The sequence below is a fragment of the Pseudarthrobacter sp. PH31-O2 genome (assembly GCF_030063265.1).
Classification (GTDB): Bacteria; Actinomycetota; Actinomycetes; order Actinomycetales; family Micrococcaceae; genus Arthrobacter.
Genome location: NZ_JASIST010000001.1, coordinates 120,286 through 136,285, shown reverse-complemented (window position 1 = coordinate 136,285; position 16,000 = coordinate 120,286). Strand labels below are relative to the sequence as shown.

General features: G+C 66.4%; 19 protein-coding genes, 1 other RNA gene and 1 riboswitch. Of the genes, 15 read left to right on the top strand and 5 right to left on the bottom strand.

All coding sequences use genetic code 11. The features are described from left to right. Positions 1 to 5 precede the first annotated feature (5 nt). From QMG72_RS00560 to QMG72_RS17805, 3 genes are all read left to right on the top strand, one after another. Positions 6 to 833, top strand: coding sequence for a DUF4097 family beta strand repeat-containing protein (locus tag QMG72_RS00560; RefSeq protein WP_283479315.1), 828 nt, complete (start codon positions 6 to 8; stop codon positions 831 to 833). After that, complete coding sequence (locus tag QMG72_RS00555) at positions 833 to 1,453, top strand: PadR family transcriptional regulator (RefSeq protein WP_253032402.1); 621 nt, start codon at positions 833 to 835, stop codon at positions 1,451 to 1,453. The genes QMG72_RS00560 and QMG72_RS00555 overlap by 1 nt, the downstream gene beginning before the upstream one ends. Before the next feature lie 90 nt (positions 1,454 to 1,543). Beyond that, positions 1,544 to 1,618 (top strand): 50S ribosomal protein bL37, encoded by a 75-nt coding sequence (locus tag QMG72_RS17805; RefSeq protein ID WP_104061284.1) that lies wholly within the window; start codon positions 1,544 to 1,546, stop codon positions 1,616 to 1,618. A gap of 97 nt (positions 1,619 to 1,715) precedes the next feature. On the opposite strand, the gene rsrA is transcribed toward QMG72_RS17805, so the two are convergent. After that, positions 1,716 to 1,976, bottom strand: a complete 261-nt coding sequence (gene rsrA / locus QMG72_RS00550; RefSeq protein ID WP_226774415.1) for a mycothiol system anti-sigma-R factor — start codon at positions 1,974 to 1,976, stop codon at positions 1,716 to 1,718. Further along, positions 1,973 to 2,770, bottom strand: coding sequence for a sigma-70 family RNA polymerase sigma factor (locus tag QMG72_RS00545; RefSeq protein WP_226774414.1), 798 nt, complete (start codon positions 2,768 to 2,770; stop codon positions 1,973 to 1,975). Before QMG72_RS00545 ends, rsrA begins: the two co-directional genes overlap by 4 nt. A gap of 386 nt (positions 2,771 to 3,156) precedes the next feature. On the opposite strand from QMG72_RS00545, the gene QMG72_RS00540 reads away from it, so the two are divergent. The 12 genes from QMG72_RS00540 (at position 3,157) to QMG72_RS00485 (ending at position 13,355) form a co-directional block, all read left to right on the top strand. Next, positions 3,157 to 3,672: a DoxX family protein gene (locus QMG72_RS00540; RefSeq protein ID WP_226774413.1), complete on the top strand. Its 516-nt coding sequence runs from the start codon at positions 3,157 to 3,159 to the stop codon at positions 3,670 to 3,672. A gap of 7 nt (positions 3,673 to 3,679) precedes the next feature. Then, complete coding sequence (gene aroA / locus QMG72_RS00535; RefSeq protein ID WP_282360452.1) at positions 3,680 to 5,110, top strand: 3-phosphoshikimate 1-carboxyvinyltransferase; 1,431 nt, start codon at positions 3,680 to 3,682, stop codon at positions 5,108 to 5,110. Continuing rightward, on the top strand, positions 5,094 to 6,209 hold the full coding sequence (rsgA, locus tag QMG72_RS00530) for a ribosome small subunit-dependent GTPase A (protein ID WP_283479313.1): 1,116 nt from the start codon (positions 5,094 to 5,096) through the stop codon (positions 6,207 to 6,209). The genes aroA and rsgA overlap by 17 nt, the downstream gene beginning before the upstream one ends. 52 nt (positions 6,210 to 6,261) lie before the next feature. Continuing rightward, on the top strand, positions 6,262 to 7,074 hold the full coding sequence (gene hisN, locus QMG72_RS00525) for a histidinol-phosphatase (protein WP_226774409.1): 813 nt from the start codon (positions 6,262 to 6,264) through the stop codon (positions 7,072 to 7,074). 106 nt (positions 7,075 to 7,180) lie between these two features. Continuing rightward, positions 7,181 to 7,294, top strand: a riboswitch (SAM riboswitch). 34 nt (positions 7,295 to 7,328) lie between these two features. Next, positions 7,329 to 8,807, top strand: a complete 1,479-nt coding sequence (locus QMG72_RS00520) for an aminotransferase class V-fold PLP-dependent enzyme (protein WP_283479312.1) — start codon at positions 7,329 to 7,331, stop codon at positions 8,805 to 8,807. A gap of 124 nt (positions 8,808 to 8,931) precedes the next feature. Then, complete coding sequence (locus QMG72_RS00515) at positions 8,932 to 9,690, top strand: class I SAM-dependent methyltransferase (RefSeq protein ID WP_283479311.1); 759 nt, start codon at positions 8,932 to 8,934, stop codon at positions 9,688 to 9,690. Positions 9,691 to 9,861: 171 nt separating this feature from the next. Further along, positions 9,862 to 11,148 carry an Nramp family divalent metal transporter gene (locus QMG72_RS00510; protein WP_283479308.1) on the top strand — a complete coding sequence of 429 codons (1,287 nt, stop codon included), beginning with the start codon at positions 9,862 to 9,864 and terminating at the stop codon, positions 11,146 to 11,148. A 16-nt stretch (positions 11,149 to 11,164) separates the two neighbouring features. Continuing rightward, positions 11,165 to 11,878: a metal-dependent transcriptional regulator gene (locus QMG72_RS00505; protein ID WP_283479307.1), complete on the top strand. Its 714-nt coding sequence runs from the start codon at positions 11,165 to 11,167 to the stop codon at positions 11,876 to 11,878. Between the two features lie 29 nt (positions 11,879 to 11,907). Continuing rightward, positions 11,908 to 12,366 carry a fluoride efflux transporter FluC gene (locus QMG72_RS00500; protein WP_282360457.1) on the top strand — a complete coding sequence of 153 codons (459 nt, stop codon included), beginning with the start codon at positions 11,908 to 11,910 and terminating at the stop codon, positions 12,364 to 12,366. After that, on the top strand, positions 12,363 to 12,740 hold the full coding sequence (locus QMG72_RS00495) for a fluoride efflux transporter FluC (RefSeq protein ID WP_226774404.1): 378 nt from the start codon (positions 12,363 to 12,365) through the stop codon (positions 12,738 to 12,740). The genes QMG72_RS00500 and QMG72_RS00495 overlap by 4 nt, the downstream gene beginning before the upstream one ends. A gap of 61 nt (positions 12,741 to 12,801) precedes the next feature. Next, positions 12,802 to 13,173 (top strand): hypothetical protein, encoded by a 372-nt coding sequence (locus QMG72_RS00490; protein ID WP_226774403.1) that lies wholly within the window; start codon positions 12,802 to 12,804, stop codon positions 13,171 to 13,173. Between the two features lie 47 nt (positions 13,174 to 13,220). Beyond that, positions 13,221 to 13,355 (top strand): hypothetical protein, encoded by a 135-nt coding sequence (locus QMG72_RS00485; RefSeq protein ID WP_256446742.1) that lies wholly within the window; start codon positions 13,221 to 13,223, stop codon positions 13,353 to 13,355. Positions 13,356 to 13,464: 109 nt separating this feature from the next. On the opposite strand, the gene ssrA is transcribed toward QMG72_RS00485, so the two are convergent. The 3 genes from ssrA to QMG72_RS00470 form a co-directional block, all read right to left on the bottom strand. Next, positions 13,465 to 13,833: a transfer-messenger RNA gene (gene ssrA, locus QMG72_RS00480) on the bottom strand. A 141-nt stretch (positions 13,834 to 13,974) separates the two neighbouring features. Then, entirely contained in the window at positions 13,975 to 14,445 is a 471-nt protein-coding gene (gene smpB / locus QMG72_RS00475) for an SsrA-binding protein SmpB (RefSeq protein ID WP_226774402.1), read from the bottom strand. 108 nt (positions 14,446 to 14,553) lie between these two features. Then, a complete protein-coding gene (locus tag QMG72_RS00470; RefSeq protein WP_283479306.1) occupies positions 14,554 to 15,978 on the bottom strand; it encodes a M23 family metallopeptidase in 1,425 nt (474 codons plus the stop codon). Between the last annotated feature and the right edge of the window lie 22 nt (positions 15,979 to 16,000).

Genomic DNA, 16,000 nt, shown 5'->3' with positions numbered 1-16,000 from the left:
GAGCCATGACAGAGAACAACTGGACCGTCACCGGTCCGCAGACCATCGACGTCGACGGCGTCAGCTCGCTTAAGCTCGGCATCGTCCGGGGACGCTTCGACATCGTCACCCATGATGATCCCGTCACCCGAATCGAAGTATCCGAGGTCCATGGCGACCCGCTGGCGATCAGCCTCGTGAACGGCCGCCTCGAGGTCCGCCACCAGCTGCACGGGCCGCAGGGGTGGTTCAAGAACCTTATGGGGACCGTCAACAACAGCAGCAGCAACTCGCTGGTCATCAGCATCGCCGCGCCGGCCGGGATCGACATTGAGGCCGGGACCGTCAGCGGCGACGGTATGGTCTCCGGGGTCAGCGGGCACACCCGGCTGAACACGGTCTCCGGTTCCGTGCTGGCCGACGGCACCGCCGGGGACCTCTCACTCAACACCGTCAGCGGCGAAGTGATCGCCCGCAACCATCGCGGCGTGCTGACGGCCAAGAGCGTCTCGGGCGAGGTCACGGCTTCGGGTGACCTCAGCAATATCCGCGCCAACACCGTCAGTGGCGACCTCAATTTCGACCTGCACGGCTTCGCCCAGGACTTTGGTGCCAATTCAGTCTCCGGAGACGTCACCATCCGGCTCCCGCACGATGTCGGCGTGGACATCATTGCCAAGTCCGCCAGCGGCACCATCGTCATTGACGACCAGAAGTACAATCAGCCAGGGGGCACGGTCCAGACCATCGCCGGCCCGGACACCCAACTTATGCTGGTCCGGACCAATTCAGTGTCCGGCAGGACGTCGATCTTCCACGGCCTGCCCGGCGCGGACACCGTACAGGAACGCTGATGCCCCCGGTCTTCGCCCACGGGGCCCTGCGGCTCTATCTGCTGGCACTGCTGGAATCGGGTCCGAAGCACGGCTACGAGCTGATCAAGGCGCTCAGCGAACGTTTCGGCGGAACCTACTCCCCCAGCGCCGGAACGATTTATCCGCGGCTGGGCAAGCTGGAGGAGGAAGGGCTGGTGGACACCCACAGCGAGGGACGCCGTACCTACTACAGCATCACCCCGGGCGGACTCCTGGAGCTGGAGCGCCGGCGGGACGAACTTGCAGGCGTGGAAAAAGATATCAGCGCGTCCGTCCGGCGGCTGGCCGACAACCTGCGGCAGGACATCAAGGTCAACATGCGCGGCCTCCGGGCCGAGCTGGCTGCAACGGCCGAGGCCGCGCGTTCCTCGGCCCGCGCAGCTGGCTCAACAGTTGCCGCGTTGGCCGGGCAGCGCTACTCACCGGAAGGCGACACCCGGCTGCGGGAGGCCGAGATGCTGGTGCAGGCCTTCCGCGACGACGTCCGGGTGGAACTGCGCCGCCACGGCGGACGGCACCCGATCACGCCGGTGACGCTGGAGACTGTCAAGACGGTACTGGACCAGGCACGGATCTCCATCCGCAATTCCCTCGAGTGATCCGCCCGCCCCGCCGGTTCGCGGCGGGTGCCCCGATGTGGGAGACTTGAGGGCAGCTCTTTTGAGTACCAAAAATTAAGGAGGCCAGCTATGAGCAAACGTGCACGTAAACGTCGTGACCGTAAGCGTGGCGGCGCGAACCACGGCAAGCGCCCCAACGCCTAAGCAAAGCTTGGAATGACAGCTTTGGACGAATGACCCCGGAACCTCACGGTTTCCGGGGTCATTCGTTTTTGGCGGTCGAGCCGAACCTTGGGCCCGCTCAGGCCTCAACCGGGTTGCTCGAGTGGATCCGGTCCAGGATCGCGTTCTTGAGGTTTTCCGGGGCTGCCTCGCTGCAGGAACGCTTCACCATGACCCTGATGACACATTCGAGGTCGTACTGCTCAAAACATTCCGGGCAGCCGTCCAAGTGGTCCTTGATTTCGGCGATGTCATCGTGGGTGAGGGCACCGTCGAGGTACTCGTAGATACGTTGCATCCGGGTGTCGTCGCAGTCGCCCAGTCCCTGGCAGTCGCTCATTTCCTGTTCTCCTGTTTGTCGCTTCCGGCAGCCGCGATTGCATCTGCAGCCCTGAATCCGCGCTCGGCGGCGTAGTCGCCGAGCATATCCCGCAGCAGCTTCCGGCCGCGGTGCAGGCGGGACATCACGGTCCCGATCGGCGTGTTCATAATTTCTGAAATTTCCTTGTACGCGAATCCCTCGACGTCGGCAAAATAGACCGCCAGCCGGAACTCCTCCGGAATGGACTGCAGCGCCCGCTTCACATCCGAGTCCGGCAGGTGGTCGAGGGCCTCGGCTTCGGCCGACCGCAGACCCGAGGACGTATGCGACTCGGCCCGGGCCAGCTGCCAGTCCTCAATGGTGTCCGAGTTGGACTGCAGGGGCTCGCGTTGGCGCTTGCGGTAAAGATTGATGTAGGTATTCGTCAGGATGCGGTAAAGCCAGGCCTTCAAGTTGGTGCCGGGCTTGTACTGATGGAACGCGGAGAAAGCCTTGGTGTACGCCTCCTGGACGAGATCCTCGGCGTCGGCGGGGTTTCGGGCCATCCTCATGGCCGCGGAGTACAGCTGGTCAACATACTGCATGGCGTCGCGTTCGAACCGCGCCCGGCGTTCCTGCGTCGTTTCAGTCGCAGTGTCCAGCGCCTGACCGTCCACGATCGTCTCCCGCGCCGCCGCGTCCAGCCCGGCGTCAATCTCCGGGGCAGCCCCTGACGGTGCGCCAGCAGGACTGGCGGCGGGTGGCTTGGCGGGTGTGGCACCGTTTCCGGCGACCGTGTGCTTGGCCGTGACGGCCGGATCCATGGTGCTCATTGCCCCCAAGTCTACTGTGAGAGTGCGGCGGCCGTCCCGGCCTGCCGGCATGGTTGCCTGCTGCAGGGCATCAGCCCACAACTGCCCGCCTCCTAACGCCGGTTTCCCGCTGGTCGCCAAGAGACTGTTCCTTAACGGCGTATCCTTCACCAGAACCATAGTTCCGCCTTCCTGCGCCACGACTGACTCGTTTGCCCGTGGCACCGTGTTCCAGCCAGTCGTTCCGGGCCGATCTGACTCTCGCTGAACCTACATCCAGCCCTAAACCAGGGCCTGAAATCTGCTATTGACAACCCCGCCCGGCGGGCAAATATTCCACAAAAGTGCAAGACTAGAACCGGTTCTCCCGCTTCATTCCCGCGGTCCGCCCACCCAGGAGGAATTTCATGTCGTTTGTCCGCTTTCTCGCCCGGCCCATGCTGGCGTCCAGTTTCGTCCTTGCCGGGCTGGACAAGCTCAAGAACGCGGATGACACCGCCACGCAGCTCTCACCCCTGCTGCGCCGCGCGGCGGAGTCCCTGCCGTTCCAGACCAGCGAAAAAGTCCTCGCCCGGGTCATCGGCGGCACCCAGGTCGGGGCCGGCCTTATGTTTGCCCTCGGCAAGTCGGCACGTCTGGCCGCAAGCATCCTGGCTGTCATCTCGGCGCTCAACAGCTACGTCGAATGGCGCAGCGCGGACATCACCTCCACTGAGGGCCGCAACGCCCGCCGCAAGCAGCTGCTCAAGAACGTCTCACTGACCGGCGGCGTCCTGCTCGCCGCAGTCGACACGGACGGCCGTCCCAGCCTGGCCTGGCGGGCTGAGCACCTTGCGGCCGATGTCCGGAAGAGCACCGGCAAACAGATGAAAAAAGCCGACAAGGCCGTACGCAAAGCCGTAGACCACACCGTCGGAGCCTAAAGCAGCAATGACCGGCACCACCCCCACAGCAGCCGCACACCCCCTGCCGGCGAACGCTGCCGCCCTCTGGCCGGCGCCCTTCGCCGGACACCCGGTGGACGCAACAGTCACCGTTCCGGGGTCCAAGTCCCTGACCAACCGCTATCTCGTGCTGGCCGCCCTCGCGGACGGGCCCTCACGGCTCCGGGCTCCGCTGCACTCCCGGGACTCCGCCCTGATGATCGCGGCGCTGCGGCAACTCGGGGCCCGGATCACGGAAGTGCCCGGCGACGGCGATTTCGGCCCGGACCTGGCCATCACGCCCATCAGCCAGGCGGCAGCCGGGGGGACGGGAGTGGTGGACTGCGGGCTGGCGGGGACGGTTATGCGGTTCGTGCCGCCCCTCGCGGCCCTGCGCCCGGGGCTGACGCTGTTCGACGGGGATCCGCACGCGCGCGAGCGCCCAATGGGCCCCATCATCGAAGCCCTCACCGGGCTGGGCGTCAGAGTCAGCGCGCCCGACGGAGGCCCGGCATCCTCGCTGCCGTTCACCGTCGACGGCGCGGCCGCCGTGCGCGGCGGCCACCTCGTTATTGACGCCAGCGCGTCCTCGCAGTTTGTGTCCGCACTGCTCCTGGCCGGGTCCCGGTTTGTGGACGGACTGCACCTCGAACACCAGAGCCACGAACACCCAGGGATGCCCGTTCCCAGCCTTGACCACATCACCATGACCGTCGCCGTGCTGCGCGGAGCCGGGGTAGCCGTTGACGATTCCCGCCCAAACCACTGGGTTGTCTCGCCCGGACCCATCCGGGCCTTTGACGTCAGGATCGAACAGGACCTTTCCAACGCCGGTCCGTTCCTGGCGGCGGCCCTGGCCACCCGAGGCACCGTACGCATCCCGAACTGGCCGGCCCCGACGACGCAGGTCGGCGATATGTGGCGCAGCGTGCTAGCGGAGATGGGGGCCACCGTGTCGCTCACCGACGGTACCCTGACCGTCACCGGCGGCCCGGAGCTCACCGGCGGGAACTTTCACGAGACCAGCGAACTTGCCCCCACTGTCGCCGCACTCTGCGCGCTAGCCAGCGGTCCCTCCCGGCTCAGTGGCATCGCCCACCTCCGCGGGCACGAAACGGACCGGCTGGCCGCCCTTGTGGCGGAGATCAACCGGCTCGGCGGGGACGCGGAGGAGACCTCTGATGGCCTCATCATCCGGCCCGCCCCGCTGCACGGCGGCGTCGTCCGCAGCTACGCCGACCACCGTATGGCCACGGCCGGCGCCATCCTCGGCCTGGCCGTAGCGGGCGTCGTTGTCGAGGATATTGGGACCACGGCGAAGACCATGCCCGACTTCCCGCAACTGTGGGAGTCCATGCTTGGCCTCAGCGCAGGAAACACGCCTCCCGCAGGGGCCTCCCCGGCAGAGAAGGACGCCTCCGGTGGCACGCAGCACTGATTCCTGGGACGAATCCGACGCCCGGATCCGCCCCAACAAAAAAGGCACCCGGCCCCGCACCAAGGACCGGCCCAGCCACGACGATGCCGTGACCGGGCGGATCATTACCGTTGACCGCGGACGCTACACCGCCGTCGTCGCCGAAGGCGCGGGGGCAGAACGGAAGATCATCGCCGCCCGCGCCCGCGAACTGCGCCGCAACCCGGTAGTGGCCGGCGACTTCGTTTCGTTGGTCGGCGACGTCAGCGGCGAGCCCGACACCCTGGCCCGGCTGGTCAGGATCCAGGACCGCAGGACCCTGCTGCGGCGCAGCGCCGACGACACGGACCCGATCGAGCGCGCCGTCGTCGCCAACGCCGACCAGTTGGTGATCGTGGTGGCGGCCGCCAATCCCGAGCCGCGGACCGGATTTATCGACCGCGCCCTGGTGGCCGCGTACGACGCCGGGATCGATCCGCTGCTGCTTGTCACCAAAGCCGACGTCAAGGATCCTGCCGAGCTCCTCGCCAACTACCAGCACCTTGCTTTCCCGGTGATTATTTCCAAGACGGCGGACTCCGCCGCCTCGGGCATCGATGCCCGCTCCGATGACGGGCTCTCCGCCCGGCTGGACAAGGACGCCGTCGCACAGCTGCGCGCCTACCTCGACGGGAAGGTCACCGTGATGCTGGGCCATTCCGGCGTCGGCAAGTCCACCATGGTTAACGCCCTCACCGGCGCCGAACGCGCCACCGGCGGTGTCAACGCCGTGACCGGGCGCGGCCGCCACACCTCATCCTCCGCGCTGGCCCTCAAAGTCAACGATGCGCCGGCGGGGAGCTGGATCATCGACACCCCGGGCATCCGCTCCTTCGGGCTCGCGCATGTGGACCCGGACCGGATCCTGCGGTCCTTCCCCGACCTCGAGCCCGGCACCGACGACTGCGAACGGGGCTGCAAGCACGATTCCAGCGCCGTCAACTGCGGCGTGGACGCCTGGGTGGCCTCCGGCCAGGCAGGAGAATCCGGTCCGGCCAGGCTCGCCTCACTGCGCCGTTTGCTCGGGACAGACCCGCGGTTGGAAGCCCAGGACGTTAAGGAACTGGGCACCGTCTCCTAGCAGGCCGCGGCGCCTACCGCTTCCCTGCCCGCTTTGACGGTAGTTTGGAAGCATGAGTCAACCCGCTTCGAGCTACAACGACGACCTGCGCCTTGCCCATGTCCTGGCAGATTCCGTAGATGCCCAGACCATGAGCCGCTTCAAGGCGCTCGACCTTCGGATCGAGACGAAGCCGGACCTGACGCCGGTCACTGACGCCGATAAATCCGCCGAGGAGGCCATCCGTGGCCAGCTGTCGCGGTCCCGGCCCCGCGACGCCGTGCTCGGGGAGGAGTTCGGCAGTTCCGGCCACGGCTCCCGCCGCTGGATCATCGACCCGATTGACGGGACCAAAAACTTCGTCCGCGGCGTCCCGGTCTGGGCGACGCTGATCGCCCTCGTCGATGAGGGCGAGCCGGTGGTCGGCGTTGTCAGTGCCCCGGCGCTGGGAAAGCGCTGGTGGGCGGCAAAAGGCGCCGGTGCGTACATGGGCCGTTCACTGGCGGCCGCAACCCGGCTGAAGGTCTCCAACGTCGCGAGCCTGCCGGATGCCTCGCTGTCATATTCCAGCCTGGGAGGTTGGAAGCAGCGCGGCAACCTTGACGAGTTCCTGGGGCTCACCGAAGAGGTGTGGCGGACCCGCGCCTACGGCGACTTCTGGTCCTACTGCCTGGTGGCGGAAGGTGCCGTTGATATCGCCTGCGAACCCGAACTCAACCTCTACGACATGGCCGCGCTGGTTCCGATCGTCACCGAGGCCGGCGGCCGCTTTACCTCCCTCGAAGGAGAAGACGGTCCCTTCGGCGGCAACGCCCTCGCGACCAACTCCATTCTGCACTCCGAAGTCCTCAAGCGTCTGAACCCCGGGCTGGACGACCTGCTGTAAGCGCGTCCGGCGCCGTTCGGCAGCTTCGGTACCGGCCCGTCACAAAGGACTTCACAATCCTGCCCTGCCTTTTCCACGGAAGCCGGCATGGCCTAGGCTCGAACCAGGTCACGAGTGCCAGCGCTAAACCCCGGTTTGCTGGCCGGCAACCCTCCATTCGCGGCGGGGTGCCCCGGGTGACGACCTGGCCGGTCCGGAACGGACCCGGCAAGCGCGGATCCCCGGTGCGTGGGGTCCTTTTCGAGCGAGGTCCCATGACGACTGCCACCATTCCTGCCGCCGCCGAGGTTCAGGCCGACACCGGTCCGGCACATCCCGATCCGCGGTTCGCCGTTGCCCGCCGGCCGCTGGCCGCGGTGACCGGCGCCGAGATCCAGGCGCCTCTCATCCAGGGCGGACATGTCCGCTACGCCAACCTGGACTACGGTGCCTCGGCTCCGGCGCTGTCCGTGGTCTCGGCCTACCTCAACGAGATCCTGCCGTTCTACGCCAGCGTCCACCGCGGCGCCGGCTATGCCTCCCAGATCAGCACCTCGGTCTACGAGAACGCCCGCGGGATTGTCCGCGACTTCGTTGGCGGCCGGCCGGACGATGCGGTGATCTTCACCAGGAACACCACTGATTCGCTGAACCTGCTGGCCGGCTGCCTGCCGGTCGTCAACGGCGAGCATACCGGCGAGGTGCTCTACCTCGACATTGAACACCACGCCAACCTCCTGCCCTGGCAGCGGGTACCCCACCGCAGCGTCATTGCCGCCCCCACCCTCGCGGCCACCCTGGAGCTGCTCCGCGAGGAACTCGCACACGGCGGCGTCAGCCTGCTTGCCGTGACCGGTGCCTCCAACGTCACCGGCGAGATCCTGCCTATCCGCGCCCTGGCAGCGCTGGCGCACGACTACGGCGCCCGGATCGTCGTCGACGCCGCCCAGTTGGCCCCGCACCGGCGGATCAACGTCTCCACGGACGATCTCGACTACATCGCCTTCTCGGGGCACAAGCTCTACGCACCCTTCGGTGCCGGCGTCCTGATCGGGCGTCCCGACTGGCTCGACGCCGGCATCCCGCACCTCGCGGGCGGCGGGGCCGTCCAGGACGCCCGGATCGACACCGTCAGCTGGACCACGGGACCCGCCCGGCATGAGGGCGGATCCCCGAACGTGCTCGGCGCCGCCACCCTGGCCCGGGCCGCGCAAATCATCGCCGGGCTGGACCCGGACCAGTGGCACGCGCACGAGAACGCCATCCGGTCCTTCCTGGTGGAGGGCCTCGCCCGGATCGACGGTGTGACGGTCCACCAGATCTTCTCCGACAGCGGTACCTTCGACGCGGCTGCAGGGCCGGGGGCGGGCACCGGGTCACAAACCCTTCCCGGCGCCGGCACCATCGGCGTCGTCAACTTCTCGGTGGAAGGCTACGACGCGGGCCTGGTGGCAGCCTACCTGTCCGCCGAGCACGGTATGGGGCTGCGCGACGGCAGGTTTTGCGCGCATCCGCTGCTCCGGCGGCTTGGCCTGCCCTCGGGGTCGCTTCGGGCAAGCTTCGGTTTGGGCTCCAGGCTTGATGACGCCCAGCGGCTGCTCACCGGAGTCCGGGAGCTGCTCGGGAACGGCCTCGGCTGGGACTACGTGGTGGACGCAGGCCGCTGGGTACCGTCCAACGACACCCGCAGCTACCCGCACTGGGCCCCCAATACCCCCGGCACGGCCGGGGCGGCGCCCTGCACGCTGGACTAACGGCCGCCGGTGCGGCGGCGCTGGCTCCGGCGGCGCCGGCAGACACGGCCCCTGCAAACGCGGCCCCTGCCCGGTGCGGTAAATTCACAAGGTACGTACCCGGACCTGCCGAAGGAGATCAAACGTGGCACGCGGCGGACCCAAGCTGCCCCAGGGGCGGCGCCAGGAGCTGGGGCACAGCTTTCAGGACGGCGGGGAACACTACGACCGCGTCCGGCCCGGGTATCCCGAGGAATCGGCTGGCTGGCTGATCCCCGGCGGCGCAGCGGATGCCGCGGACCTCGGCGCCGGAACCGGGAAATTCACGGCGCTGCTGGTCGGGCGCGGCCTGCGCACGGTGGCAGTGGACCCATCCGCGGACATGCTGGAACAGCTGCGCCGGGCGCTTCCCGGGGTCACCGCCGTCGAGGGTACCGCGGAGCGGACGGGGCTGCCCGACGGTGCTTTCGACGTGGTGACAGTCGCCCAGGCCTGGCATTGGTGCGATCCGCTGCTGGCCAGCACGGAAATCGCCAGGATCCTCCGCCCGCACGGTGTCCTGGGGCTGATCTGGAACCAGCTGGACACGTCTGTTCCCTGGGTGCACCGGCTCTCGCGCATTATGCATGCCGGCGACGTGCACAAACCGCACTTCACACCGCCGCTGGGACCTGAATTTACGGGACTGGAGAGCCATCTCACCCGGTGGGAAGATCCGGTGCGCGGCGCAGACATCCTGGCGCTGGCGAAGTCCCGCAGCTACTACCTGGCGGCCGGCCAGGCCACCCGCACCAAGGTGCTGGGCAACCTCGACTGGTATCTGCACGAGCACCTGGGCCATCAGGGCGATGAAGTGATCCCGCTCCCCTACCTGACACAGAGCTGGCGGGCCGTGCGGTCCTGACACCGGCCGGAAAGGTCCTTTTGGAGCCGTCGACGTTGCCGCGGACAGCCACCGTGGCTTATGGTTTCGGTATGCCTAATAATTATTTGTAGGCGTTCGCAAACTTCGGCGCAGGCATCCACCCGCCGTTGCCGCCCGCGTCGACGGCGACGCACCTAGCAGGGGAGCCCAGTGCTGGACGTAACAGGACACGACGGCGCGGGACCGGCGACGGCCGCCCGGCCGAAACCGGCCGGCCGCCGGGCCATGATCGGCCTGCTGGGGCCGGCATTTGTTGCCGCGATCGCCTACGTGGACCCCGGCAACGTGGCGGCCAACCTCACCGCCGGAGCGCAATACGGCTACTTGCTCGTTTGGGTCCTGGTGGCCGCCAACATTATGGCCGTGCTGGTGCAATACCAGTCCGCCAAACTCGGGCTTGTCACCGGCAAAAGCCTGCCGGAGATTCTTGGTGAGCGGCTGAAGCCGTTCTGGCGCCGGGCGTTTTGGGTGCAGGCCGAGATCGTGGCTGCTGCCACTGACCTTGCCGAGGTGGTGGGCGGGGCAATCGCGCTCTTCCTGCTCTTTGGACTGCCTTTGCCCCTTGGCGCCGTAATCGTCGGCGCCGTCTCCATGGGACTCCTCGCCGTGCAGGCCCGGAACAAGCAGCGGCCATTTGAGTTCATCATTATCTTCCTGCTCGGCATCATCACCATCGGGTTCCTGGCCGGCCTTTTTGTTAGCCCGCCTGATCCTGCCGGTGTGGCAGCCGGGCTGATCCCGGGCTTCCAGGGTCCCGAGACTGTGCTGCTGGCCGCGAGCATGCTCGGCGCCACGGTGATGCCGCACGCCATCTACGTCCACTCTGCACTGTCCAGGGACCGGCATCGTCCGGACCCGCACGTCCATGTTCCCGCCCCGGCCCTCGCCCGGCTGGTCAAGGCGACCCGCTGGGACGTGGTCGTCGCCCTGGCCTTCGCCGGTCTTGTGAACATCGGGATGCTGCTGCTGGCCGCATCGACCCTCGGCGGTGCGGACGGAACAGACACCATCGAAGGAGCCCATGCCGCCATCACCAGCAGCCTCGGACCCGTCATCGGCGTCATCTTCGCCGTCGGGCTGCTCGCCTCCGGACTGGCTTCCACGTCCGTTGGCTGCTACGCCGGCGGCTCAATTATGGAGGGGCTGCTCAAGATCCGGGTCCCCCTGATGCTGCGGCGCATCATCACCCTGGTACCGGCGGTGGTGCTGCTGAGCGTGGGTTTCGATCCTACCTGGGGACTGGTCCTGAGCCAGGTTGTCCTGAGCTTCGGAATCCCTTTTGTGCTGATCCCGCTGGTTGTCCTGACCAGTAACAAGTCGCTGATGGGCCGGTTCGCCGATGGAATGGCGCTTCGGATCGCAGCTGTCGTCAGCGTCATCCTGGTGGTCGCGCTTAACCTCGCACTGCTGTGGCTGACCTTCGCCAGCGCGGGCTAACGGTAGGCTGGATGCTGTGAAGACCAGCCTGCCCTCTTCCTCGATCGAGGACTATGTCAAGGTCATCTATTCCTTTACGGAGTGGCAGGACAAGCCGATCACCTCCACCCAGCTGGCACAACGCCTCGGCGTCGCCAACTCCTCGGTCTCCGAAATGGTCCGCAAGCTCAAGGACCAGGGACTCGTGGACCACCAGCCGTACAGCGCGATCACCCTCACCGCCGACGGTGTCCGGCTGGCGTTGTCCATGGTCAGACGGCACCGGCTCATCGAAACATTCCTGGTCCGGGAACTCGGCTACCGCTGGGACGAGGTTCACAACGAGGCCGAGCTGCTCGAACACGCCGTCTCGGACACCTTCATTGAGCGGATGGCAGCCAAGCTCGGGAACCCGCGGCGTGATCCGCATGGGGATCCGATCCCTGCCGCCGACGGCTCCGTCCTGATCCCGGTGGCGCACCGGATGAGCGAGCTCGACGATGGGCACACCGGCCGGATTACCCGGATCAGTGACGAAAACCCCGAGCTCCTGCGCTACCTTTCCGCGGAAGAAATCGACCTTGACGACGACGTCGAGGTGCTGGGGCGCAAGCCTTTCGGCGGCGCCCTGGTAGTTCGCATCGGCTCGGGCGCGGCCGGGCAGGAAGTGGATCTGGCCGAGGAAGTCGCCTCCGCCCTCTGGGTCCACAGTGACGTTACCCATCCCGGCTGCAGCCTCGGGCGGTCCTGAGTGCGGGCCGAGTTGACCGGAGCCGGGGTATGAAACACACGGCAAAGTCGCTCCCCCGGACGGCGGGTGCGGCGCATGACCGGTCGCCGGGCTGGCATGCATGGACGGCCGTCGCCGTCGGCGGCCTGATCGGAACGGAGCTGCGCTACGGGGCCGGCCTGGTGTTCCCGGAATCCGCCGGGACAATCCCTTGGACCACCTTGGCGATCAACGTCCTCGGCAGTTTTGTGCTCGCGGCCCTCACCACCGTCTGGATCGCGCGGCCGAAGACGGCGTTCTGGCTGCGTGCCGGACTCGGACCCGGGTTGCTGGGGTCCTTCACTACGTTTTCGGCGGTGGTGTTCGCCCTGGACCAGCAGTTCAGGGCCGGTTTCCAAACCAGCTCGCTGGTTTATCTGGGACTCTCACTCGTCCTGGGGCTCGGTGCGGCGGCCGCGGGGTGGAAGACCGGAAAGGCAATGGCTGATCTGACCGGCCGGGCATCATGATCACGGCACTGCTCGTCGGAGCCTTCGGTGTTGCCGGCGCCCTGCTGCGCTTCGCCGTCGACTCCTGGTTTGCTAACTCCTTCCCGGCCCGTCATTCCCACTGGCCCTGGACCACCCTCGCCGTCAACGTGACGGGTTCCTTTATCATCGGCGCGGCCATCGGCGGCACGGCACACTGGGGACTGGGGCCTGAGTGGCAGTCCGGCCTCGCGACGGGACTCGCCGGCGGCCTCACGACATTCAGCTCCTGGACCACCGCCACTGTCCGGCTTGCGAGCGAAAGCCGCTACCGCGCCGCCACCCTCAACGTCGCCGCCAACCTAATCCTCGGCCTCGCCGCAGCAGCGCTCGGGCTCTCCCTCACTGCCCTGTGACGAGCCTAACGCCGGCCTCCCGACTGCGATGACGGAGCATCCGATCCCGTATCGTTGAAGCATGGTTACCCGACGTGAAGCAGCCCAAGTCCTCGACATTCCGCTGGAAATGGCTCACCGTCACGGCATCCCGTCCCGGCTGAGCGAAACCGAACTCGGCGAACTCCTTGACAACCCGCCGCAGTGGCTGGTCCAGTCCAAGGCCAACCGGACCGGTAAACGCCCCGTCTGGGTCCAGCTTTCCTGTGCTGTCTGCGGCTTCTCCGAAGCGGCCCGGCCGAAGAAATGGTGGCCGGACTTCACCTACGTCTGCTGCGAACACCACGCCTCGTTTGAGCGTCCCGCAGCCGCTGCCGGCTTGGTCCGCAGCGAGTATGAGGGTGTGGGCAGCCGGTTCGTTGGAATCGTCGACGTCGCGGTGCCGGAGGCGTAGCTTTATCTTATGGGGCCATTCCGGCCCCGCTGTGAGGGAGCACCCGCATGCCTGACAAATCACCGCACCGGAGCATGGCCAAAAAGCCGGTGAAGACCATCAAGGAAAAACGGGCCGAGAAGAAGTCCAAAAACGTCGCGGAGACGCACGCGGACCCGGTATCGCACATCAAGAAGCACTGAGCGCAACCCGCCAGCCGGGCCGTGCAGGCAAAGCAAAAGGCCGGAAGCGTCAGCTTCCGGCCTTTTGTGTGGGACTTTACGGGGTGGAGCAACGTTTCCGGTGCTCCGATGGTGGAGATGGGGGGAATTGAACCCCCGTCCGATGTCGTGTTGTCAGGGCTTCTCCGGGCGCAGTTTGCGTTGGATTTTCTCGGCCCCAGCCACGCTACAAACAGCTGGCTGATCCGGGCCCAGTCATCAAAGAGTCCCGTTCACCCCGATGACGGGGGTAAACAGCAGTGGCTATCTAAATGACGCCAGGATCCGGGGCAATAGCAACCTCGGGCTGACGGACTGTCTTACTGCTTAGGCAGCGAGAGCGAAGTCAGTGCGTTTTGAATTGGCACTTATTGGTTTGCAGACAGCGTTTACGAGATAATTCTGCATCCTCGGCCCGCTTCACCTGTCGCGACTAACATCGTCGAAACCGATCATCCCCGTATTTTTTTATCAAACCAAGCTGCTATGTTGCCGAACCGTTTCCGTGCTGCTGAACCGGTACCGCACCATTGGCTGCCTGGCTATCAAGCATAACGCACGGCATCGCAGATTCATTCCACCAGGCCGGGGACGGCCACGGCTACCGCCGGTTCCGTTCGCGCATCACCCGCAGGGCCTCACGCTTGTCCTGCTGCTCGCGCAGGGTATGACGCTTGTCGTATTCCTTCTTACCGCGGGCTACGCCGATCTCCACCTTGGCCCGCCCATCCACGAAGTACAGCTGGAGTGGGACGATCGTGAAACCGGATTCGCGGATCTTGTGCGAGATCTTGGTGAGTTCGTCCCGGTGCAGCAGCAGCTTCCGACGGCGGCGTGCGGCGTGGTTGGTCCAACTCCCCTGGTGGTATTCGGGGATGTGGATGCTCTCCATCCACAGCTCGTCGTTGTAGAAGGTGCAAAAGCCGTCGACCATGGAGGCGTGGCCCTCCCGAAGGGACTTCACTTCCGTCCCCATCAGTGCGATTCCCGCCTCATAGGTATCGAGGATGTGGTAGTCGTGCCGGGCCTTGCGGTTGGTGGCCACTACCTTACGGCCACTTTCTTTCGGCACGGTAGAACTCCTTGAATCGACGGGTGTGCCGTACGCCGGAACGGCGCAGGCTTATGCCAGTTTACGGCAGAGCAGCAGCGCACCGGCAGGGCTTCCGCTCCGGGCGGATCAGAGCAGGTTCATCGGATCCACGGCTCGGCCGTTAAGCCAGGTCTCGAAGTGCGAGTGGCAGCCGGTGGAGTTGCCGGTGGTTCCCGAATAAGCAATCAGCTGGCCCCGGCTGACCTGCTGGCCCGGCGAGACGACAACTGAGGTGTTGTGGTAATAGATGGTGGTCAGCGAGTTGCCTTGGATCACACCATGGGAGATCTTCACGTTGTTGCCACCGCCGTCATTGGCCCAGCCGGCGGAAAATACCGTTCCCGCCGCCGCGGCAAAGACCGGTGTGCCGCAGGCGGCGCCGAAGTCGATTCCGGTGTGCATATAGCCGCCCTGGCCGTAGAAGTCGATGGTCCCGGGAGGTGTCGAGCGCCAGCCGAAGCCGGAGGTGATCGGGACGCCATTGAGGGGATGCTGCAGGCCGAAGGCCGACGGGGATCCCTGGGGGGCAGGAACGTACGGTGCCGGCTTCGCCTGGGCCTGCCCCTGGGCGCGGGCGGCCGCGGCGGCAGCCTCCGCGGCCGCCTCGGCGATCCGGCGCTGTTCGGCTTCATAGGCCTCGCGCAGTTTGCGGTCGCGTTCGGCGATGTCCGCGGCAACGGCGTCCTGCTGGGACTTGACCTGGGCGAGTTGGGTCTGGATTCCGGGTTTGGCGGCCTGAAGTTCGGCGTCGATCCGGGTGGTGTCGGCGATGAGCTGGTCCACCTGGGCCTTTTTGGCCTCTGCCTCGCCGCGGGCTGCCTGTTCGCGGGCCAGCGCGGCATCAGCTTTGGCTTTAAGGTCCTTGATTTCGGCTTCCACCGCTTCGAGCCTGGCCTGGGAGTTGATGTTCGTGGCGTTCTGTTGGGTCAGCTTGTCCATGGCGGCGTTTTGGCTGCGCATCGCCTGGTCGGCCAGGTCAATGGTGTCCGTAAGGCTGCCGCCGTTGTTCGGGCCGAAAAACAGCGAAAGGTTGGACGGCACACCGCCGGACTTGTACGCCTGGGTGGCGATCTGCCCGATCAGTTTCTTCGTGTCGGTGATCTTCTGCTTGTCCGTCTCCAACTGCTGGGTGATCTTGGCTTTGTTTTGCTGCGCAAGGTCCACCCGGGCTGCGAGGGCCTCGGCTTCCTTGACCGCAGCTGCCACGCGGCCCTGGGCGTCGAGCAGGGCCTGTTGGGCACCGGGGAGCTGGCCTTGGTAAAGGACGAGGTCCGAGGCCGCCTGGGCGATCTTGGAGTCAACAAACTCCAGCGAGTGCTGAACCTTCGCCGCTTCCTCCCGGAGGGCTGCCTGCTGGTCTTCGAGGGAGTCGGCGACGGCCACCGGGGCCGAAGCTCCCAAGGCCGCCACCAGAACCAGGGCTAGCGCGGCACTGACGATGCGGGTGCGGCGGCCGGCCACGGCTCGCCGGAGGGGAACCGGCTGCGGGCCGGTTCGGTGCATCGGTGTCATGGGGATCCCTTTTTCGTTGCGC